The organism is Enterobacter cloacae complex sp. 2022EL-00788, assembly GCF_026627565.1.
GTDB classification, from domain to species: Bacteria; Pseudomonadota; Gammaproteobacteria; order Enterobacterales; family Enterobacteriaceae; genus Enterobacter; species Enterobacter pasteurii.
Genome location: NZ_JAPNMC010000003.1, coordinates 1 through 22,473 on the forward strand (window position 1 = coordinate 1; position 22,473 = coordinate 22,473).

16 protein-coding genes are annotated in these 22,473 nt (G+C 59.5%); 10 read left to right on the forward strand and 6 right to left on the reverse strand.

The window, feature by feature from the left end; genetic code table 11:
* The first annotated feature begins 297 nt into the window (after positions 1–297).
* The 10 genes from OWK27_RS04885 to yegS all read left to right on the forward strand — a co-directional run bounded on the left by OWK27_RS04885 (position 298) and on the right by yegS (position 15,866).
* The gene (locus OWK27_RS04885) at positions 298–1,500 is read left to right on the forward strand and encodes an MdtA/MuxA family multidrug efflux RND transporter periplasmic adaptor subunit (RefSeq protein ID WP_267589944.1); all 1,203 of its coding nucleotides are present in this window, start codon (positions 298–300) and stop codon (positions 1,498–1,500) included.
* A complete protein-coding gene (locus OWK27_RS04890; RefSeq protein WP_267589945.1) occupies positions 1,500–4,622 on the forward strand; it encodes an MdtB/MuxB family multidrug efflux RND transporter permease subunit in 3,123 nt (1,040 codons plus the stop codon). Before OWK27_RS04885 ends, OWK27_RS04890 begins: the two co-directional genes overlap by 1 nt.
* Positions 4,623–7,700: a multidrug efflux RND transporter permease subunit MdtC gene (gene mdtC / locus OWK27_RS04895; RefSeq protein ID WP_148418252.1), complete on the forward strand. Its 3,078-nt coding sequence runs from the start codon at positions 4,623–4,625 to the stop codon at positions 7,698–7,700. It abuts the gene before it with no gap.
* Positions 7,701–9,116, forward strand: a complete 1,416-nt coding sequence (locus tag OWK27_RS04900; protein WP_267589946.1) for an MFS transporter — start codon at positions 7,701–7,703, stop codon at positions 9,114–9,116.
* Entirely contained in the window at positions 9,113–10,516 is a 1,404-nt protein-coding gene (gene baeS, locus OWK27_RS04905) for a two-component system sensor histidine kinase BaeS (protein WP_242172181.1), read from the forward strand. The genes OWK27_RS04900 and baeS overlap by 4 nt, the downstream gene beginning before the upstream one ends.
* Positions 10,513–11,235, forward strand: coding sequence for a two-component system response regulator BaeR (gene baeR / locus OWK27_RS04910; RefSeq protein ID WP_148418255.1), 723 nt, complete (start codon positions 10,513–10,515; stop codon positions 11,233–11,235). The genes baeS and baeR overlap by 4 nt, the downstream gene beginning before the upstream one ends.
* A gap of 209 nt (positions 11,236–11,444) precedes the next feature.
* Positions 11,445–12,806, forward strand: a complete 1,362-nt coding sequence (yegQ, locus tag OWK27_RS04915; protein WP_176609918.1) for a tRNA 5-hydroxyuridine modification protein YegQ — start codon at positions 11,445–11,447, stop codon at positions 12,804–12,806.
* A gap of 410 nt (positions 12,807–13,216) precedes the next feature.
* Positions 13,217–14,182, forward strand: a complete 966-nt coding sequence (locus tag OWK27_RS04920; protein ID WP_267589947.1) for a hypothetical protein — start codon at positions 13,217–13,219, stop codon at positions 14,180–14,182.
* A gap of 7 nt (positions 14,183–14,189) precedes the next feature.
* A complete protein-coding gene (locus tag OWK27_RS04925) occupies positions 14,190–14,804 on the forward strand; it encodes a hypothetical protein (protein ID WP_252004391.1) in 615 nt (204 codons plus the stop codon).
* Between the two features lie 162 nt (positions 14,805–14,966).
* Entirely contained in the window at positions 14,967–15,866 is a 900-nt protein-coding gene (yegS, locus tag OWK27_RS04930) for a lipid kinase YegS (RefSeq protein WP_038416387.1), read from the forward strand.
* Positions 15,867–15,936: 70 nt separating this feature from the next.
* Here the strand turns inward: yegS and OWK27_RS04935 are convergent, their stop codons facing one another.
* Genes OWK27_RS04935 through OWK27_RS04960 form a run of 6 tightly spaced genes read right to left on the reverse strand, consistent with a single transcriptional unit; the run spans position 15,937 to position 22,294 of the window.
* The gene (locus OWK27_RS04935; protein ID WP_267589948.1) at positions 15,937–16,710 is read right to left on the reverse strand and encodes an ABC transporter ATP-binding protein; all 774 of its coding nucleotides are present in this window, start codon (positions 16,708–16,710) and stop codon (positions 15,937–15,939) included.
* A 9-nt stretch (positions 16,711–16,719) separates the two neighbouring features.
* Positions 16,720–17,580: an ABC transporter ATP-binding protein gene (locus OWK27_RS04940; RefSeq protein ID WP_267589949.1), complete on the reverse strand. Its 861-nt coding sequence runs from the start codon at positions 17,578–17,580 to the stop codon at positions 16,720–16,722.
* A complete protein-coding gene (locus OWK27_RS04945) occupies positions 17,552–18,457 on the reverse strand; it encodes an ABC transporter permease (protein ID WP_193355580.1) in 906 nt (301 codons plus the stop codon). The genes OWK27_RS04940 and OWK27_RS04945 overlap by 29 nt, the downstream gene beginning before the upstream one ends.
* The gene (locus tag OWK27_RS04950) at positions 18,454–19,491 is read right to left on the reverse strand and encodes an ABC transporter permease (protein ID WP_242172176.1); all 1,038 of its coding nucleotides are present in this window, start codon (positions 19,489–19,491) and stop codon (positions 18,454–18,456) included. The genes OWK27_RS04945 and OWK27_RS04950 overlap by 4 nt, the downstream gene beginning before the upstream one ends.
* A complete protein-coding gene (locus tag OWK27_RS04955) occupies positions 19,488–21,104 on the reverse strand; it encodes an ABC transporter substrate-binding protein (protein WP_267589950.1) in 1,617 nt (538 codons plus the stop codon). The genes OWK27_RS04950 and OWK27_RS04955 overlap by 4 nt, the downstream gene beginning before the upstream one ends.
* Before the next feature lie 35 nt (positions 21,105–21,139).
* Positions 21,140–22,294 carry a mandelate racemase family protein gene (locus OWK27_RS04960; RefSeq protein ID WP_267589951.1) on the reverse strand — a complete coding sequence of 385 codons (1,155 nt, stop codon included), beginning with the start codon at positions 22,292–22,294 and terminating at the stop codon, positions 21,140–21,142.
* Between the last annotated feature and the right edge of the window lie 179 nt (positions 22,295–22,473).

Below are 22,473 nucleotides of genomic sequence, written 5' to 3' on the forward strand. Positions count from 1 at the left end.
TCGCCCCGGCCTGCAGGAAACGCCTCAGCGATTTACAGCCGGACCAGGGCGTCGCTGTAATTCATTTATTTTCCTGAAACAACATTCGTCGCTTTCGGTAAAAAAATTACTGGGGATCCCTCAGCCCACAGGGAGAGGGTGCAAACACCAAAAACGGCAACGGATGTTGCCGTTTTGCGTTTACCTCCATTCAGACCATTCCTGACAGTGTTCCATATTTCCTCCATTTTTCCGCTGTGTTACCTGACTAAACTAGTATCATTCCCCGAAAGAGCTTCAGGATGAGAACGTATAACGATGAAAGGCAGTAACAAATCCCGCTGGGCAATCGCCGCAGGTCTTTTTGTGGTGGTCCTTGCCGCCGCCTGGTACTGGCACAGCCAGTCCGCGAACTCCACGGCTCCCGCAGGCGCCAGCAGCCCGTCTCAGCGCCCGGCGGGCGGGGGTCGCCAGGGTATGCGCGGCGGCGCGCTGGCGCCGGTGCAGGCGGCAACGGCGGTGAATAAAGCGGTACCTCGTTATCTCACCGGGCTTGGAACCGTAACCGCCGCCAACACCGTCACGGTGCGCAGCCGCGTGGACGGCCAGCTGATGGCCATTCACTTCCAGGAAGGTCAGCAGGTGAAAGCCGGGGATTTGCTGGCCGAAATCGATCCAAGCCAGTTTAGGGTGGCGCTCGCGCAGGCGCAGGGGCAGCTCGCGAAAGATAAAGCTACCCTTGCCAACGCCCGGCGTGATTTAGCCCGCTATCAGCAGCTGGTCAAAACCAACCTCGTGTCGCGTCAGGAGCTGGATACCCAGCAGTCGCTGGTCAGCGAGTCTCAGGGGACCATTAAGGCCGACGAGGCCGCGGTCGCCAGCGCCCAGCTGCAGCTCGACTGGAGCCGGATCGTCGCGCCGATTGACGGGCGCGTCGGCCTGAAGCAGGTGGATATCGGCAACCAAATTTCCAGCGGCGACACCACGGGCATCGTGGTGATCACCCAGACGCATCCCGTCGATCTGGTCTTTACCCTGCCGGAAAGCGACATCGCCACGGTAGTGCAGGCGCAGAAGGCCGGAAAAGCGCTGGTGGTGGAAGCCTGGGATCGCACCAACAAGAAGAAGCTGAGCGAAGGCACGCTGCTGAGCCTGGATAACCAGATCGACACCACTACCGGCACCATCAAGCTAAAAGCACGCTTTAACAATCAGGACGATGCATTGTTCCCGAACCAGTTCGTCAATGCGCGAATGCTGGTTGCGACCGAGGAAAACGCGGTAGTGATCCCAACGGCGGCCCTGCAAATGGGCAGTGAAGGCAACTTTGTCTGGGTGCTCAACGGCGAAAACAAGGTTAGCAAGCATCTGGTGAAAACCGGCATCCAGGACAGCCAGACGGTGGTCATCGACGCCGGACTTTCTGCGGGTGACCGCGTCGTGACCGACGGTATCGACCGCCTGACCGAAGGCGCGCAGGTCGAGGTGGTGGAAGCCCGGACCGCGGGAGCAAAAGCCTGATGCAGGTAATGCCGCCGAGCTCCACAGGTGGGCCTTCACGCCTGTTTATTTTACGTCCGGTCGCAACGACCCTGCTGATGGTGGCGATCCTGCTGGCCGGGATAATTGGCTACCGTTTTCTGCCCGTGTCGGCGCTGCCGGAAGTGGACTACCCGACCATTCAGGTTATCACGCTCTATCCGGGCGCCAGCCCGGATGTGGTCACGTCCGCCATCACCGCCCCGCTGGAGCGCCAGTTTGGCCAGATGTCTGGCCTGAAGCAGATGTCCTCCCAGAGTTCCGGCGGCGCGTCGGTGGTGACGCTTCAGTTCCAGCTTACGCTGTCGCTGGACGTTGCCGAGCAGGAGGTGCAGGCCGCCATTAACGCCGCCACCAACCTGCTGCCGTCTGACCTGCCGAACCCGCCGGTCTACAGCAAGGTCAACCCGGCGGATCCGCCGATCATGACGCTTGCCGTGACGTCGTCCGCTATGCCGATGACGCAGGTGGAAGACATGGTCGAAACCCGCGTGGCGCAGAAGATTTCGCAGGTCTCAGGCGTGGGGCTGGTAACGCTCGCGGGCGGCCAACGCCCCGCCGTGCGCGTTAAGCTCAACGCCCAGGCCATCGCCGCGCTGGGGTTGACCAGCGAAACCATTCGCACCGCCATCAGCAGCGCTAACGTCAACTCGGCGAAAGGCTCGCTGGACGGCCCTGACCGGGCGGTCACCCTCTCCGCCAACGACCAGATGCAGTCCGCCGATGAGTACCGCCAGCTGATTGTGGCCTATCAAAACGGCGCGCCGATCCGCCTTGGCGACGTGGCTACCGTTGAGCAAGGGGCCGAAAACAGCTGGCTCGGGGCGTGGGCCAACGGGCAGCAGGCAATCGTCATGAACGTGCAGCGCCAGCCGGGCGCGAACATTATTGATACCGCCGACAGCATTCGCACCATGCTGCCGCAGCTGGTGGAAAGCCTGCCGAAGTCGGTCAGCGTGAAGGTGCTTTCGGATCGCACCACCAACATTCGCGCCTCGGTCACCGACACCCAGTTTGAGCTAATGCTGGCGATTGCGCTGGTGGTGATGATCATCTACCTGTTCCTGCGTAACGTCCCGGCCACCATCATTCCTGCCGTCGCGGTGCCGCTCTCGCTGGTCGGCACCTTCGCGGTGATGGTGTTCCTCGATTTCTCCATCAACAACCTGACGCTGATGGCGCTGACCATCGCCACCGGGTTCGTGGTGGATGACGCCATCGTGGTTATCGAGAACATCTCGCGCTATATCGAAAAGGGCGAAAAACCGCTGGCCGCCGCGCTGAAAGGGGCCGGCGAAATTGGCTTTACCATCATCTCGCTGACCTTTTCGCTGATTGCGGTGCTGATCCCGCTGCTGTTTATGGGCGATATCGTCGGCCGCCTGTTCCGCGAGTTTGCCGTCACGCTGGCGGTCGCCATTCTCATCTCCGCCGTGGTGTCGCTGACGCTCACGCCGATGATGTGCGCCCGCATGCTGAGCCATGAGTCCCTGCGCAGGCAAAACCGCTTCTCCCGCGCCTCTGAGCGGATGTTCGAGCGCGTTATTGCCGCCTACGGCCGCGTGCTGGCGAAAGTGCTGAACCATCCCTGGGCAACGCTCGGCGTGGCGCTGGGTACGCTGGCGCTCAGCGTGATGCTGTGGGTATTCATCCCGAAAGGCTTCTTCCCGATTCAGGATAACGGCATTATTCAGGGCACGCTTCAGGCGCCACAGTCGGTCTCCTTCGCGAACATGGCGCAGCGCCAGCAGCAGGTGGCGGAGATCGTCATGAAAGATCCGGCGGTGGAAAGCCTGACCGCCTACGTGGGCGTGGACGGCACTAACCCGGCGCTGAACAGCGCGCGCCTGCAAATTAACCTCAAACCGCTCGATGACCGCGACGACCGGATCAGCGCGGTGATTGAGCGCCTGCAAAGCGCCGTGGCACGGGTGCCGGGCATTGAGCTGTACCTGCAGCCGATTCAGGATTTAACCATCGATACCCAGGTAAGCCGCACGCAGTACCAGTTCACGCTCCAGGCCACCTCGCTCGAGGCCCTGAGCACCTGGGTGCCGCAGCTGGTCGACAGGCTGAAGGCGCTGCCGCAGGTTTCTGACGTCAGCAGCGACTGGCAGGACAAAGGGCTGGCGGCCTACGTCAACGTCAACCGCGACACCGCCAGCCGCCTGGGCATTACCATGTCCGACGTGGATAACGCGCTGTATAACGCCTTTGGCCAGCGCCTCATCTCCACCATCTATACCCAGGCGAACCAGTACCGCGTGGTGCTGGAGCACAACACGGAAAATACGCCGGGGCTGGCCGCGCTGGACTCGGTACGCCTGACCAGCAAAGACGGCGGCATTGTGCCGCTAAGCGCCATCGCGACGGTGGAGGAGCGTCATACCCCGCTGTCGATTAACCATCTCGATCAGTTCCCGTCCACCACCATTTCCTTCAACGTGCCGGACGGTTATTCGCTGGGCGAGGCGGTGGAGGCTATTCTGGGCGCAGAGAAAGCGCTCAGCTTCCCGTCCGACATTCAGACCCAGTTCCAGGGCAGTACATTGGCGTTCCAGGCCGCGCTGGGCAGCACCGTCTGGCTGATTGTCGCGGCTGTGGTGGCGATGTATATCGTGCTCGGGGTGCTGTATGAGAGCTTTATCCATCCGATCACTATTCTCTCCACCCTGCCGACGGCGGGCGTAGGGGCGCTGCTGGCGCTGATGCTGGCGGGCAGCGAGCTGGACGTGATCGCGATAATTGGCATCATCCTGCTTATCGGGATCGTGAAGAAAAACGCCATCATGATGATCGACTTTGCCCTTGCCGCCGAGCGCGAGCAGGGCATGGCGCCGCGCGAGGCTATCTTCCAGGCCTGCCTGCTGCGCTTTCGTCCGATCCTGATGACTACCCTCGCCGCCCTGCTGGGCGCGCTGCCGCTGATGCTGAGCACCGGCGTGGGGGCGGAATTGCGCCGTCCGCTGGGTATCGGCATGGTCGGCGGCCTGCTGGTGAGCCAGGTGCTGACGCTGTTCACCACGCCGGTCATTTACCTGCTGTTTGACCGTCTGGCGCTGTGGACGAAAAGCCGCTTCCCGAAACGTGAAGAGGAGGCGTAAGTGAAGTTTTTCGCCCTCTTCATTTACCGCCCGGTGGCGACCATATTGCTCTCCGTCGCCATTACGCTGTGCGGCGTGCTGGGCTTCCGGCTGCTGCCGGTGGCGCCGCTGCCGCAGGTGGATTTCCCGGTGATCATGGTCAGCGCCTCGCTGCCGGGCGCGTCGCCTGAAACCATGGCCTCGTCCGTTGCAACACCGCTTGAACGGTCGCTTGGGCGCATTGCCGGGGTCAACGAAATGACCTCCAGCAGCTCGCTGGGCAGCACGCGCATCATCCTGGAGTTCAGCTTCGACCGGGACATCAACGGCGCGGCGCGTGACGTGCAGGCCGCGATCAACGCCGCGCAAAGCCTGCTGCCGAGCGGCATGCCGAGCCGCCCAACCTACCGCAAAGCCAACCCGTCCGATGCGCCGATCATGATCCTGACGCTCACCTCGGAGACCTACTCTCAGGGCGAGCTGTACGATTTTGCCTCCACGCAGCTGGCGCAGACCATTGCCCAGATTGACGGCGTGGGCGACGTGGACGTCGGCGGCAGCTCCCTGCCCGCCGTGCGCGTGGGGCTGAATCCGCAGGCGCTGTTTAATCAGGGCGTGTCGCTGGACGATGTGCGTTCCGCCATCAGTAGCGCCAACGTGCGCAAGCCCCAGGGGGCGATTGAGGACGGCAGCCACCGCTGGCAGATCCAGACCAACGACGAGCTGAAAACCGCCGCCGAGTATCAGCCGTTGATTATTCACTACAACAACGGCGCGGCGGTGCGCTTAAGCGACGTCGCCAGCGTTACCGACTCGGTGCAGGACGTGCGTAACGCTGGGATGACCAACGCCAAACCGGCAATTTTGCTGATGATCCGCAAGCTGCCGGAAGCCAACATCATCCAGACGGTGAACAGCATCCGCGCGCGCCTGCCGGAGCTGCAGGAAACCATTCCGGCGGCAATCGATCTGCAGATTGCGCAGGACCGCTCCCCCACTATTCGCGCCTCGCTCGAAGAGGTAGAGCAAACGCTGATTATCTCCGTGGCGCTGGTGATCCTGGTGGTGTTTCTGTTCCTGCGCTCGGGTCGCGCCACGCTTATTCCCGCCGTTGCGGTGCCGGTGTCGCTGATAGGCACCTTTGCCGCCATGTACCTGTGCGGCTTTAGCCTCAACAACCTGTCGCTGATGGCGCTGACGATTGCCACCGGCTTTGTGGTGGATGACGCCATCGTGGTGCTGGAGAATATCTCGCGCCATCTGGAAGCAGGCATGAAGCCATTGCAGGCGGCGCTTCAGGGAACGCGCGAGGTGGGCTTCACGGTGCTGTCCATGAGCCTGTCGCTGGTGGCGGTATTCCTGCCGCTGCTGCTGATGGGCGGCCTCCCCGGACGGCTGCTGCGTGAATTTGCCGTTACCCTCTCGGTGGCGATTGGCATTTCGCTGGTTATCTCGCTGACGCTCACGCCAATGATGTGCGGCTGGATGCTCAGGCGCAGCAGGCCGCACTCCCAGCCGCGCCGCAAAGGCTTTGGCCGTTTCCTGATGGCGATGCAGGAGGGCTACGGCAGGTCGCTGAAGTGGGTGCTGAACCACACGCGGATGGTCGGGCTGGTGCTTATCGCCACCATTGGCCTTAACGTCTGGATGTACATCACCATCCCAAAAACCTTCTTCCCGGAGCAGGATACCGGGGTGCTGATGGGGGGCATTCAGGCGGACCAGAGCATTTCGTTCCAGGCGATGCGCGGCAAGCTCCAGGACTTTATGAAGATCATCCGGGAAGATCCGGCCGTGGACAACGTGACCGGCTTTACCGGCGGCTCGCGCGTTAACAGCGGGATGATGTTTATTACCCTTAAGCCGCGCGGCGAGCGTAACGACACCGCGCAGCAGGTGATTGACCGCCTGCGGGTGAAGCTCGCCAAAGAGCCGGGGGCAAACCTGTTTCTGATGGCCGTTCAGGATATCCGCGTCGGCGGTCGTCAGGCTAACGCCAGCTACCAGTACACCCTGCTCTCGGACGATTTATCCGCCCTGCGCGAGTGGGAGCCGAAAATACGTAAAGCGCTGGCCGCGCTGCCGCAGCTGGCGGACGTGAACTCCGACAGCCAGAACAACGGCGCGGAGATGGCGCTCACCTACGATCGTGAAACCATGGCGCGGCTGGGCATTAACGTCGAAGCGGCTAACAGCCTGCTTAACAACGCCTTCGGCCAGCGCGAAGTGTCCACCATCTACCAGCCGATGAACCAGTATAAGGTGGTGATGGAGGTGGATCCGCGCTACACCCAGGACATCAGCGCGCTGGACAAGATGTTTGTCATCAACAGCGACGGCAAGGCGATTCCGCTGTCGTACTTCGCCAGCTGGCAGCCGTCGAACGCACCGCTGTCGGTGAACCATCAGGGGCTTTCTGCCGCCTCGACCGTGTCGTTTAACCTGCCGACCGGCTCGTCGCTTTCTGAGGCCAGCGATGCCATCAACCGCGCCATGACCCAGCTCGGGGTGCCCTCCTCCGTGCGCGGCAGCTTTGCCGGTACGGCGCAGGTCTTCCAGGAGACCATGAACTCGCAGGTCATTTTGATTCTGGCGGCGATTGCGACGGTCTATATCGTGCTGGGCGTGCTTTATGAAAGCTACGTGCATCCGTTAACCATTCTCTCAACGCTTCCTTCAGCGGGCGTGGGAGCGCTGCTGGCCCTGGAGCTGTTCGGTGCGCCCTTCAGCCTCATCGCGCTTATCGGGATCATGCTATTAATAGGTATTGTGAAGAAAAACGCGATTATGATGGTCGACTTCGCGCTGGACGCCCAGCGCAACGGCAACCTCACGCCGGACGAGGCGATATTTCAGGCCTGTCTGCTGCGTTTTCGCCCGATCATGATGACTACGCTTGCGGCGCTGTTCGGTGCCCTGCCGCTGGTTATTTCCGGCGGTGACGGCTCTGAGCTGCGCCAGCCGCTGGGGATCACCATCGTCGGCGGGCTGGTGATGAGCCAGCTGTTGACCCTGTACACCACGCCGGTGGTCTATCTGTTCTTCGATCGCCTGCGGCTGCGTTTTTCGCGTAAAAAGAGAATCACGGTGACCGAGTAAATGACCGAACTCCCCGGTAACGTTCGCTGGCAGTTGTGGATAGTCGCGTTCGGCTTCTTTATGCAGTCGCTGGACACGACCATCGTTAACACCGCCCTCCCCTCGATGGCCAAAAGCCTGGGAGAGAGCCCGCTGCACATGCATATGGTGATTGTCGCCTACGTGCTGACGGTCGCCGTGATGCTGCCCGCCAGCGGCTGGCTGGCGGATAAGGTCGGCGTGCGGAATATCTTCTTTACCGCCATCGTGCTGTTTACCGCCGGCTCGCTGCTGTGCGCTCAGGCCAATACCCTCGATCGGCTGGTGATGGCGCGCGTGCTGCAGGGCGTCGGCGGCGCGATGATGGTGCCCGTCGGGCGTTTAACGGTGATGAAAATTGTTCCGCGCGAGCAGTATATGGCGGCGATGACCTTCGTCACCCTGCCCGGCCAGGTTGGCCCGCTGCTCGGCCCGGCGCTGGGCGGGGTGCTGGTGGAGTACGCGTCCTGGCACTGGATTTTCCTGATTAACCTTCCGGTCGGCATCATCGGCGCGATTGCCACCCTGATGCTGATGCCGAACTACAAAATGCAGACCCGGCGCTTCGATTTCTTCGGCTTTATCCTGCTGGCTGCCGGGATGGCAACGCTCACCCTGGCGCTCGACGGCCAAAAAGGGCTGGGCATTTCGGCCCTCTCGCTCGCCGCGCTGGTAGGACTGGGAATTACCGCCATCCTCTGGTACCTGTGGCATGCCAGAGGCAACGAGAAGGCGCTGTTCAGCCTGAACCTGTTTAAAAACCCCACCTACCGTCTGGGGCTGCTCGGCAGCTTCGCCGGGCGCATCGGCAGCGGTATGCTGCCGTTTATGACGCCGGTGTTTTTGCAGATCGGCATGGGCTTTTCGCCGTTCCATGCCGGATTGATGATGATCCCGATGGTGCTCGGCAGCATGGGGATGAAGCGCATCGTGGTGCAGGTGGTAAACCGCTTCGGCTATCGCCGCGTGCTGGTGGCGTCAACGCTCGGGCTGGCGCTGGTCAGCCTGCTGTTTATGGCCGTGGCGCTGCTGGGCTGGTACTACATCCTGCCGCTGGTGCTGTTTTTGCAGGGGACAATCAACGCCATGCGCTTTTCATCGATGAACACCCTGACGCTTAAGGATCTGCCGGACGAGCTGGCGAGCAGCGGCAACAGCCTGCTGTCGATGATCATGCAGCTTTCCATGAGCGTGGGGGTCACGGTGGCCGGTATGCTGCTGGGTATGTACGGCCAGCAGCATCTCAGCGTCGACACCCCCGTCGCGCATCAGGTCTTTTTCTTTACCTATATCAGCATGGCGGTCATTATCGCCCTGCCCGCTTTTATCTTTGCCAGAGTGCCGAATGACGCGACTAAAAACGTCGTGCTCCGCCGCGGCAAAAGGAGTGCACCATGAAATTCTGGCGTCCCGGGATCACCGGCAAGCTTTTTTTAGCCATTTTCGCCACCTGTATTGTTCTGCTGATCACCATGCACTGGGCGGTGCGGGTCAGCTTCGAGCGCGGCTTTATTGATTACATCAAGCACGGAAACGAGCAGCGGTTACAGGGCTTAAGCGACGCGCTGGGCGAGCAGTACGGCCTGCACGGTAACTGGCGTTTTCTGCGCAACAACGACCGCTTTGTGTTTCAAATCCTTCGCTCGCTGGAGCACGATAATGACGACGACCGCCCGGGGCCGGGCATGCCGCCGCACGGCTGGCGCACCCAGTTCTGGGTGATAGACCAGGACAGGCGCGTGCTCGTCGGCCCGCGCTCGCCGGTACCGCCGGATGGTACAAAGCGCGCCATCACCTCGAACGGCGCCACGGTAGGCTGGGTTATTGCCTCGCCGGTCGAGCGGCTGACGCGCAACACCGACATCAACTTTGACCGCCAGCAGCGTCAGACCAGCTGGCTGATCGTCGCCCTCTCCACCCTGCTTGCGGCACTCGCCACCTTCCCGCTGGCGCGGGGCCTGCTGGCGCCGGTTAAGCGTCTGGTTGAAGGTACGCACAAGCTGGCGGCGGGCGATTTCTCTACCCGCGTGGACACCCGCAGTCAGGATGAACTGGGCAAGCTGGCGCAGGACTTCAACCAGCTCGCCAGCACGCTGGAGAAAAACCAGCAGATGCGCCGCGACTTTATGGCTGACATTTCGCACGAGCTGCGCACCCCGCTGGCGGTGCTGCGAGGCGAGCTGGAGGCGATTCAGGACGGCGTGCGGCAGTTCACCCCCGAATCCGTGGCCTCGTTGCAGGCGGAGGTGGGTACGCTGACCAAGCTGGTGAACGATCTGCATCAGCTGTCCATGTCCGACGAAGGCGCGCTGGCCTACCAGAAGGCGCCAGTCGACGCGATCAATATTCTTGAAGTCGCGACCGGCGCGTTCCGGGAACGCTTCGCCAGCCGTGACCTGAAAATCAACCTCTCGCTGCCGGACAGCGCGGTGGTGTTTGGCGACAAAGATCGCCTGATGCAGCTGTTCAATAACCTGCTGGAAAACAGCCTTCGCTATACCGACGGCGGCGGCGCGCTGCATATTTCCGGCAGGCAGGAGAACGGACGCTTTGCCCTGACCTTCGCGGACTCCGCCCCTGGCGTAAAGGATGCGCAGCTGGAAAAACTGTTCGAGCGCTTTTACCGCACCGAAGGTTCCCGCAACCGTGCCAGCGGCGGCTCCGGTCTCGGGCTGGCGATTTGCGTCAACATCGTGGAGGCGCACGGCGGCACCATTCGCGCCGCGCATTCGCCTTTTGGCGGGGTTAGCATTACAGTAGAGTTACCTCTGGAACGGGATTTATCGAGGGAAGCATGACCGAATTACCGATTGACGACAACACGCCCCGCATTTTGATCGTGGAAGACGAGCCTAAGCTTGGGCAGTTACTGATCGACTATTTACGCGCCGCAAGCTACGCCCCGTCGCTTATCAGCCACGGCGACCAGGTACTGCCCTACGTGCGCCAGACGCCGCCGGATCTGATCCTGCTGGATCTGATGCTGCCGGGCACCGACGGCCTGACCCTGTGCCGCGAGATTCGTCGTTTCTCCGACGTTCCCATCGTGATGGTGACGGCCAAAATAGAAGAGATCGACCGCCTGCTGGGACTGGAAATTGGCGCCGACGATTACATCTGCAAGCCATACAGCCCGCGGGAGGTGGTTGCCCGCGTGAAAACCATTCTGCGCCGCTGCAAGCCGCAGCGCGAACTCCAGGTGCAGGATGCGCAAAGCCCGCTGATTGTTGACGAAAGCCGCTTCCAGGCGAGCTGGCGCAGCAAAATGCTGGACCTGACGCCCGCCGAGTTCCGCCTGCTTAAAACCCTCTCCCACGAGCCGGGGAAAGTGTTTTCCCGCGAACAGCTGCTCAACCACCTGTATGACGACTACCGCGTGGTAACCGACCGCACCATCGACAGCCACATCAAAAACCTGCGCCGCAAGCTGGAGGCGCTGGATGCCGACCAGTCGTTTATTCGCGCGGTGTACGGCGTGGGGTATCGCTGGGAAGCGGACGCGTGCCGGATTACCTGACAACATTCTCCCCTCACCCTGCCATCTCCCCAGGGGGAAGATGGTGTTTTAGTCCCCTCTCCCCCCTGGGGAGAGGGTTAGGGTGAGGGGTCCGGGCTTTACCTCCCCGCCCCGCAGCGCTACAATGCCCGCCCTTAAAGTGGGGGATCTCCCCTTACCGCTGCACCAGGTGTATGCGGATCTGACCTGTCATCAGAACGAGAACAAACATGTTTAAACCGGAACTCCTTTCCCCGGCGGGAACGCTGCAAAATATGCGTTACGCTTTCGCCTACGGTGCCGACGCCGTCTACGCGGGCCAGCCGCGCTACTCGCTGCGCGTGCGCAACAACGAATTCAACCACGAGAACCTGCAGCTCGGCATCAACGAAGCGCATGCTCTGGGCAAAAAATTCTACGTGGTGGTCAACATCGCGCCGCACAACGCCAAGCTGAAAACGTTCATTCGCGACCTGAAGCCGGTGGTGGACATGGGGCCGGACGCGCTGATCATGTCGGACCCGGGTTTAATCATGCTGGTTCGGGAGAATTTCCCGGAGATGGATATTCACCTCTCCGTGCAGGCTAACGCCGTCAACTGGGCAACGGTGAAATTCTGGAAACAGATGGGGCTGACCCGCGTCATTCTGTCTCGCGAACTGTCCCTTGAAGAGATCGAAGAGATCCGCACCCAGGTGCCGGATATGGAAATCGAAATCTTCGTTCACGGCGCGCTGTGCATGGCCTACTCCGGCCGCTGCCTGCTCTCCGGCTATATCAACAAGCGCGATCCGAACCAGGGTACCTGCACCAACGCCTGCCGCTGGGAGTACAACGTTCAGGAAGGCAAAGAGGATGACATAGGCAATATCGTGCACAAACACGAGCCGATACCGGTTACGAACGTTGAGCCTACGCTTGGCATCGGCGCGCCAACCGACAGCGTGTTTATGATTGAAGAAGCCAAACGTCCGGGCGAGTACATGACCGCCTTTGAGGACGAGCACGGCACCTACATCATGAACTCGAAAGATCTGCGCGCCATTGCGCACGTTGAGCGCCTGACCCAGATGGGCGTGCACTCTCTGAAAATTGAAGGCCGCACCAAGTCTTACTACTACTGCGCCCGCACCGCGCAGGTGTACCGTAAAGCCATTGACGATGCCGCCGCCGGAAAACCGTTCGACACCAGCCTGCTGGAAACGCTGGAAGGCCTGGCGCATCGCGGCTATACCGAAGGCTTCCTGCGTCGCCATACGCACGACGACTACCAGAACTACGATCACGGCTACTCCGTTTCCGAGCGTCAGCAGTTTGTCGGCGACTTCACCGGCGAGCGCAAAGGCGCGCTGGCGGCCGTGGCGGTAAAAAACAAATTCACCAAAGGCGACAGCCTGGAGCTGATGACCCCGCAGGGCAACATGAACTTCCGTCTGGAGCATCTGGAAAACGGTAAAGGTGAAGCGATTGAGGTTGCGCCGGGTGACGGACACACCGTGTGGCTGCCGGTACCGGAAGAGGTGGAGCTGGAGTTTGCGCTGTTGATGCGCAATTTTGAAGGTGAAAACACCCGAAATCCGCACGGCAAATAGTCAATCAGCGGGATTTTTTCGCGCCGGGATAATTCTTAGAATCGGATCACATACCGCTTCGTTCAATATGGGTATTATCCCCCCCGCTGAAAAACATAACCCATAAATGCTAGCTGTACCAGGAACCACCTCCTTAGCCTGCGTAATCTCCCTTACGCGGGCTTATTTTTTTGTTAACTCCTGAAATTCTTCCCCCTGATAAATATGGCGTTGCATTGACCCGGGAAAGGTTTGTGTCAGCATCAGGCGTATCATCTAAGGAAATCGAACGAACAAAGGATGCTAATCACATTTTTTAATGGATTTGAGAGGGATGAACACTATTCGGAACATTCCTAATTTTAAGTGTTAACAGGACCTTTACTCTTGATTTAATAACAGTCAACGTTTCACACGGACGGAGAGATGAAGTGACATTCACAGGACAGTTTTCAAAAGATCTTCCAGATTACGAACTCGCACGCAGTCTTGGTCTTGCCTCTGGCGGCGATATAAATTTCACAGCACTTGCTGGTCAACTAGACTGCAGCAGAAATTTTAGCCAGGCCGGGATTATCTACTCAGACGGTACACGTCAGTGGCTAGTAAGGCCATCAAGAAGGATTGCGACACCAAACGAAAGCTCGGTTAGTCATGTAGTCATAACCAAAGTAAATGCCTCACAAGTTAACCCCGTTCATGCAACAACGGCTACGATTCAGTCCCCTTCCCTGGCGACTGAAATTGGTTCAACGGCAATTTCCTGCGGAGCCGCAATTCTTACTGTTGTACTTGCGGCAGGGGCCGGTATGGCTATACCTCTCACTGCAGGGTCTTCCGGTGCTATAGCCGCTGTGATTTTAGCCGGTGGTGTAGCAACTGGAATTCAATGTGCAAATGGGCTTGGCCGACTATCGTTGATTGCTATGAATCATGATGACTACGTTGCGTGGATGGACTCCCAGGAGTGGTATACAGCAACCAACACAGCCCTGGATGCGATTTCTCTTGCCGGGGCTGCTGCGGGTCTAAAAAGCGCTGCATTAACATATCGCCTTCTTAACCGTTCATCGTCTGAGAGTTTGCTCTCCTTATTACAAAAAATGAGCCGGGCCGACCGTACGCGATTAACAGAGGAGATTATTCGTATCCGCAATCCCGGCATCTCGAATTCAGGTGTAAAAGCAGCAATGAAGGCAGGCGTGTATCCCAAACGTTATCCGTCAGAAGCGTTGCAGTTGCTCTTACAGCGTGAGTTGCTGAATACCATTTCAAATTCTTCTGCCTTCGTTGGAAGTGCCATCTCAGGAAATATCAGAAATCCACAGAATGTTGCACAAACGGGTAAATACATTTTTGGTTTAATTCAGTCTTTTTCATTTACAGGAAGTTTTTGACCCGTCCATGATGAAATACATTAAAGATAGCCTTGCATTAAGTGCTTTGGTTAAAAGTAAAATGGCGACCGATGATCTCAACCAGCTTGAAACATTAAAAGAACAGTTAAAAGATCGGTTCGGCGTTCCTGTGGGCGTCCATATGACAGGAATTCCTTTGGCAGTGAGCACGTTACTGGCTATTTTTTGCTACGCCATGCTGCAAGTGTCCCTCTGGTTGTTACTGTTTCGCTGGCTCGGTTTACCCGAATTTAAGGTTATGATGGGAGTATTCATTGCAGCGATTGTGTATTGCCTGGTAGTGATGAGCACGATGTTTCTGACTACACGAGGTTCTTTACCTGGATATAAACTGCATATTTTCGTCATTACGCTGACAGGCATAATGAGCATCATTTATTTCATCTGGACGGGGATTTCGCTTTTATTCGGCCCTGTTGAGAACTACACACCGCAAATAACCTCTTTGCTGGGGCTGGGATGTTTCTTTCTGAACATTATGTGGATGAATTCATCGATTTTTTACCGCTCCATTGCGCTAACGCTACATAATCGGGTCTGGCGTAAGCAGCTCAAAATCGAGGCAAGGCCAATGTCACACCTCAAACGTGGACCACAATAGTCAATTGAGCGGCAGTAGTATGCACTGTAAGCGCTACGGGGTTCTTTAGTCGATTTCAAAGCCCCTTACGCGGGCTTATTTTTTGCCTTTCATCCTGTTCTTACCCGCTTTTTCCCTCTCTGGGATACACTCTTTCTATAGCTAAAAAAGGGAGCAACCCGGATGGCAACCTATCCAGACAGTTTATTAATTCTTAACGGCAAGAGTGCAGGCAACGATCTGCTGCGCCAGGCGATTACCGAATTGCGTGAAGACGGAGCATGCATACACGTGCGGGTAACGTTTGAAAAAGGCGATGCGGCGCGCTACATCGACGAGGGCATCAGGTTAGGTGTTCAGACCATCATTTCCGGCGGCGGCGACGGAACCATCAACGAGATCGCCGGTGCGCTCATTGACCTCAACGCCGCAGCTCGCCCGGCGATGGGGATTTTACCGCTCGGTACCGCCAACGATTTTGCCACCAGCGCCGGTATTCCGGAGGATGTGGGAAAAGCGCTACAGCTGGCCATTCTTGGTAAGGCTACCGCCGTCGATATTGCTCAGGTTAATGAAAAAACCTGCTTTATCAATATGGCGACGGGCGGTTTCGGCACCCGCATTACCAGCGAAACGCCGGAAAAACTTAAGGCCGCGCTGGGCGGCGTTTCGTATCTCATCCATGGCCTGATGCGCATGGATACGCTCAGGCCCGACAGCTGTGAGATCCAAGGTGAAAACTTCCACTGGCAGGGCGACGCGCTGGTGATTGGTATCGGCAACGGGCGGCAGGCGGGGGGCGGTCAGCAGCTTTGCCCGGAAGCATTGATCAACGACGGTCAATTACAGCTGCGTATTTTTACCGGCGACGGGCTGCTGCCAGCGCTGTTCACCACGCTGACGCAGCCGGAGGAGAGCCCAAATATTATCGACGGGAAATCCGCGTGGTTTGAGGTGATCGCCCCACACGGCATGACCTTTAACCTAGACGGGGAGCCGCTGAGCGGAGAGCGCTTCCGCATCGAAGTTTTGCCCGGAGCGCTGCAGTGCCGGCTGCCGCCTGACTGTCAGCTGTTGCGCTGATATTTTACCGGGTAGCGGCCTACGCTTTCCCCCCTCAACCCTGCGGGTGAGGGCAACGGATCGCACAAACCTAATACACCGCCACCTCCCGCGCCATCTCGCGGGAGTACTGCTGGCTGGCATTGACCAGCATCCTCGTATAGTCGGTCTTCGCTTTCCCGGCGACCAGCTCGTCTACCGTCAGGCTTTCGAGAATTTTGCCGTACTGCATCACCGCCACCTTCCGACACAGATGGGCAATCACGCCCAGATCGTGCGTCACCATCAGGTAGGTCAGATTCGACTCACGCTGGAGCTCCGCCAGCAGGTTAAGGATCTCCGCCTGCACGGAAACGTCCAGCGCGGAAGTCGGTTCATCCAGCAGCAGCACCTGCGGCTCCAGAATCAGCGCCCGGGCAATCGCCACGCGCTGGCGCTGTCCGCCTGAAAGCTGATGGGGATAGCGGTCACGAAAGGCGCGGTTCAGCCCCACTTTATCCAGCAGGGCGTGAACGCGCCGATCCCGGTCTTTTATACCGTGAATGTGCAGCGGCTCTTCCAGAATATCGCCGATGGTGTGGCGCGGATGCAGCGAGCCGTACGGATCCTGAAACACCATCTGTACCCGACGACAGCGTTCACGGCTGATGCGCTTTTCCAGCGGCCTGCCGTCAATCGCCAGTTCGCCCTCCCAGTGGATAAACAGCCCGGCAAGGCATTTCAGCACGGTAGTTTTGCCCGAACCGGACTCGCCCACCAGGCCGTAAATCTCCCCTTCCGCAACGCTAATACTCACATCATCCAGCACCTGATTGCGCTTTTCGCCCTCGCCAAACGTCAGGTTGAGGTGTTTTATCTCGATCATCTCTGCTCCTTAATCGGTGAGCCAGCTGGCCTGACGCTGCAAAACCGGCAGCGTCGGGCGGCGATGGTTGATTTCCGGCAGTGCGCTAATTAAGCCCTGAGTATAGGGATGCTTCGCGTTGTGCAGCTCCTTCGCGGCAATCGACTCCACCACCCGTCCGGCGTACATCACCAGCACCCGGTCGCAGAAGCTGCGCACAAGGTTGATGTCGTGGCTGATGAAGATCAGCCCCAGACCGCGGGACTGCACCAGGTCGTCGAGCAGGCCCAGCACCTGCAGGCGAACCGAAACGTCCAGCGCCGAAGTGGGTTCGTCGGCAATAACCAGCTCCGGATCGGTGATAAGCATCATGGCGATCATGATGCGCTGCCCCTGCCCGCCGGAAATCTCGTGCGGATAGAGGTGGTAAACCCGCTCCGGCTGGCGGATACGCACCACGTCGAGCATCTCCAGCACCTTCGCTTTGGCTTCAGCCTTGCGCCCGGGGTGATGGGTCAGCCAGGCTTCAGCAATCTGATCCCCCACGCACACCACCGGATTGAGGGAATACTTCGGGTCCTGCATGATCATCGAAATCCGCTTGCCGCGAATGCCGCGCATCTGCGCCTCGCTGACGATGCGAAGATCGACATCGCCGAACTGCATCCGCTCGGCGCGGATCTGCGCCTTGGCCGGATGCAGGCGCAGCAGCGCCCGCCCGACGGTGGATTTACCGGAGCCAGATTCGCCAACAATCGCCAGCTTCTCGCGTCCGAGCTGGAAAGAGACGCCGCGCACCGCGTTTGTAACCGCGCCGCCGTTGATGAAATCGACGTGGAGGTCGCGCACGTCGAGCAAGGTGTTATTCGCTGCGGGGATCGAGGATGTCACGTAGGCCATCTCCTAAGAAGTTGAACGCCAGGCTGTTAATCAGGATCGCCAGCCCCGGAATAGTTACCACCCACCAGCACTCCATCATGTAGGTACGGCCGCTGGAGATCATCGCCCCCCACTCCGGCTCTGGCGGCTGCGCGCCGAGACCGAGGAAGCCCAGTCCGGCCGCGGTGAGGATGATCCCGGCCATGTTCATGGTGATACGAATAATCACCGACGGCAGGCACAGCGGGACGATGTGGCGCCACAGCACGCGCGCGGGGGACGCTCCCTGCAAACGTACGGCGGAGATAAAATCGGCCTGCCGCAACGAGAGCGTTTCGGCGCGCGCCAGGCGGGCAATCGGCGGCCAGGCAGTGAGCGTAATGGCAATCACCACGTGCTCCAGCCCCGGCCCGAGCGCCGCGACAAACGCCAGGGCCAGCACCAGGCTCGGAAACGAGATAAAGATATCGGTGACGCGCATCAGCACCGCATCAACCTTGCCGCCAAAGTAACCTGCGGTCACGCCCAGCAGCAGCCCCAGCGGACCGACGGTGACGGAAACCAGCAGCACGATATAGAGCGTAATGCGCGCGCCGTACACCAGCCGGCTGAAGATGTCGCGACCAAACTCGTCGGTGCCGAACCAGTGCTCTGCGTTCGGCGCGACCAGCGCGTTGTTAAGATCCTGCACCAGCGGATTGTACGGGGCGATCAGTGGGGCAAACGCCGCCACAATCAGCAGCAGCAGGATAATCCCGCCGCCGATGGCGGTGAGCGGGTTGCGCGCCATTCTGCCGACAAAGCTGGCGGCGCGCCCCAGCGCGCGTCTGATACGCTGGCGGCTTTCGGACTGTCCCGCCCCCAGCGGCGTATCCAGCGAAACGGTCATGATTTCGTCCTCGGATCAAAGAGTTGATACAGCATGTCGGAGAGCAGGTTGAGCATCACGAAGATAATCCCCACCAGCAGCACGCAGCCCATCACCGCGTTCATATCCCCAAGCAGCAGGCTGCCGGTAAGATAAGAGCCGAAGCCAGGCCAGGAGAAGACGGTTTCAATCAGCACTGCCCCCTCAAGCAGCGAGCCGTAGGCCAGCGCCACCACCGTCAGGAGCTGAACGAGAATGTTGCGGAACGCGTGGTTCCAGATCACCTGACGTTCGGTTAAGCCTTTCACCCGCGCGGTAATGATGAACTCCTGCGACAGCTGCGCCAGCATAAAGCTGCGCGTCATGCGGCTGATGTAGGCCAGAGAGTGGAAGCCAAGCAGCGACGCGGGCAGCACCAGATGGTTAATGGCGTTCCAGAACACCGCGCTGTTTCCTGCCAGCAGCGCATCCACCGTCATCAGCCCGGTGCGACGCGGCACTAATCCCTCCAGCCCGAGATCGAGACGCCCTGCGCCGCCTACCCAGCCAAGCCAGGCGTAAAAGAGCAGCAGCCCCATCATCCCGACCCAGAATATTGGCGTGGAATAGCCCGCAAGGCTGATGATGCGCACCACGTAATCCGATACGCTGTTGCGCCGCGCCGCCGCCAGTACTCCCAGCGGAATCCCTAAGCCCGCGCCGACGATAATCGCCATTGTCGCCAGCTCCAGCGTCGCCGGGAAGACGCGCAGAATATCGGCGGTAACCGGTTTGCCCGTCAGCAGCGCGTTGCCCAGATCGCCCTGCAGGAGATTGCTGAGGTATATGCCAAACTGCGTCAGCAGCGACTTGTCGAACCCCAGCTGGTGATACACCTGCTGATAGGTGCTGTGATCGGCATCCGGGCCGACAATCGCCAGCACCGGATCGACGGGCATCACGCGGCCGATGAAAAAGGTCAGCAGCAGCAGGCCGAACAGCGTTACCACCACCTGCGTCAACCGCTTAGAGAAGCGCCGGGTCCGGGAGCCGGGCGCGAGGATCGCCGCACTCATTGTTCACCTCCGGTTTTGTAGACCTCACGCAGGAACGTGGTTGCCGACGGGTGCGACTGGAAGTTCTTAACCTCGTTACGCACCACCACCGAATCCACCATCTGCGACAGGGGGATCATCGCCGGGATCAGCGCGTCGTAGCGCACCTGGATCCGCTGGTAATCGGCGATCTGTTTTTTCGGGTCGCGCTCCAGCAGGGCCCTGTCGATCATCTCGTTGAGCGGCTTGTCATAGAAGCTGGTGCGCCAGCCCTGGAAGTTGGTCAGCCGGGCCTGGTCGCTGTTGTCCGGATTATAGACCAGCGCGCGCAGGCTGGAGTGCGGATGCGGCTCAACCCCGCTCCCCCCGCGCCCTACCAGCATGTCGAATCTGCGCTCGCGCATCGCGCCGTAGATCTGGTTCCCGGTGCCGGTGATGATTTTGGCGTTGATCCCCGCCTGCATCAGCGTCGACTGCACGGCGATGGCGATATTCAGGAAAGGCTGATCTGCCAGCACCCGCAGGGTGGTATCAAACCCGTCCGGGTAGCCCGCCTCTGCCAGCAGCTTTTTAGCGCGCGGGATATCCAGCCTGTAGCCCGGGTCCGGCAGCGTGGACGGCATACCGGCTTTAATCGGGCGCTGGTGCAGCACGCCGTAGCCCGGCATCAGCGCTTTATTGATGCCCTGATAGTCAATCAGGTAACGCACCGCTTCGCGCACCTTCGGGTTGGCGAAATGCGCCTCCTTCATGCTCATCGCCACGTAGTAAACCGTGCCTTTCTGCACGGCTTCGACGGTAAGCTGCGGATCGTTGCGCAGGGCGTTAATGTCCGCCACCGCCATGTTGTTGGCGATGTCGAGGTCGCCCTTCTCTATCATCAGCCTCAGGGTTTGCGACTCCTGAAAATGGCGCAGCACCACGCGGCTCATCTTTGGCGCTTCCCGCCAGTAGTGCGGGTTACGCTGCATACGCAGTACGTCTTTCGCCTGCCAGGTTTCCAGCATAAAAGGGCCCGAGCCGGCCTCGTTAGTGGTGAGCCAGCGGTTGCCCCAGTCGTTGTTTACCGCATGCTGCTGTACCGTTTTGCTGTCGAGCACGCCGAGGTTGCCCAACGCGCCGAGAGAGTAAATCACCAGCTGCGGATCGTTAGGCTTAGGCAGCTCAATCTGGACGGTCCGGGCATCGGGCGCGCTGATTTGCCTGTCGATGTTTTGCTTAGAAAAGCCGTAGGATTTCCACACCGACGCCTGGGCGAGGTTAAGGTGCAGCAGACGCCGCATCGACCACACCACGTCCTCCGCCGTCAGCGGATTGCCGGAATGGAATTTTACGCCGTCGCGCAGGTGGAAGGTCAGGGTTTTACGGTCCGCAGAAATGTCCCAGGACGCTGCCAGCGCGGGCCTGACGTTGGTGAGGTCGTTCGGATCCAGTTCCACCAGCGAATCGTAGAGATTAACCACAATGCCTACCACTTCGTTACCGGTCATTGCCGCCGGATCGAGGGTCAGCAGATTGTTCATATTCATGCCGATGATGAGCTGGTCGGGCGGCGTTTTCGCATACGCGGCCCCGCTCCCCATCATCAGCGAGAGCGCGAATAAGCACGCCCCGGCTAAGGAAGTTCTTTTCATGTATATATCGCCTGTAGGGTACGTTTTTTTAGCTGTCAGTCGTGGCTGACGGTATTGGCTTCGATATATGCAAAATTAATGTCTTCGCCCAGTCCGGGGCGGGTCGGCAGGCTGACCATGCCGTTTTCATCCATCGGGTCGACCAGGCTGTTGAGGTACGCCGCCGGTTCGTCGTAGTCGAGGAACGGGTGCAGCAGGCCGCGCTCGTACCAGCGGCAGTTTTTAATGGCACCAATCACCGCCAGGCTTGCCGCCCCGTTACCGTGGATTTCGCAGTCCATGCCGAAAGACTCCGCAAGGTTCGCCACCTTTAACGTCGGTGAGATGCCTCCCACGCCGTTTGCCCCGGCGCGCAGGATGTCGCACGCCCCGGCCTTCACCCAGTCCGCGCGGCTGTGATGTTTCCCGCCCAGGCTTTCCGGCCCGATAATCGGGATCGAAAGGTTCTCCGCCAGCCACGCGTAGGAGGCCATGCTCTCCTCTTCCATTGGCTCTTCAAACCAGGCGAAGCTGAGCTTTTCCAGCTCTTTGCCGATGTACAACGCCTCGGTGCGGCTGTACCAGTGGTAGCCATCAATCATCAGGTCGATATCCGGACCGACCGCTTCGCGCACGGCGGCGCAGGCTTTGACGTCCATCTTCGGATCGGGGGCGAAAGAGACCGGCGGCATCCAGGTGTGCAGCTTGATGGCCTTATAACCGCGCGCCACCAGCTTTTCAGCAAAGCTGGCGTATTCATCCGGCGTGGAAAGCCCGCCCGGCAGATCGTCCCCGCACATGGTGCTGCCGTAGGCCGGAACCCTGTCGCGATAGCCGCCGAGCAGTTTCCAGACCGGCATGTTGAGCTTGCGCCCGATGAGATCCCACAGCGCCTGTTCCACGAAGCCCAGCGCGCGCTCGGTCAGCTGATGCGCGCTCCCCCGCTGCCAGTGCGCCAGGTCCTGCCAGATGCGCTCGCGGTTAAACGCGTCCTGGCCAATCAATACCTTGCGAAAGAAGGTATTAACCACAAAGGAGCGCACTACTTCCGGCGGGGCGAAGGAATACCCTTGCGTGCCATCGTCTGTCGTGATGGTCAGCATCGCCATTCTGGCCAGGCTCTCCGGCCCCGGATGCGAATGCCCGGCGCTGTCGGAGGCCCGGCGCGTCGGGTACTGGAAGACGGTGACGTTTACAGATTCAATTTTCATTATCAGTCCTTAACGCGACAGAGGTTCAGAGCGGCTCTAATTTTGAAAAGCCGTTTCGAAACTAACTTTAAGCGCAAAATTCATCCACTTCCTTAGACAAATTCCGCTAAGCGCCGACCATTTTTTGTGCATATGCACGGACTGAAGTGACAGTTTTCACAAAAGAGAGGGGAAGTGTG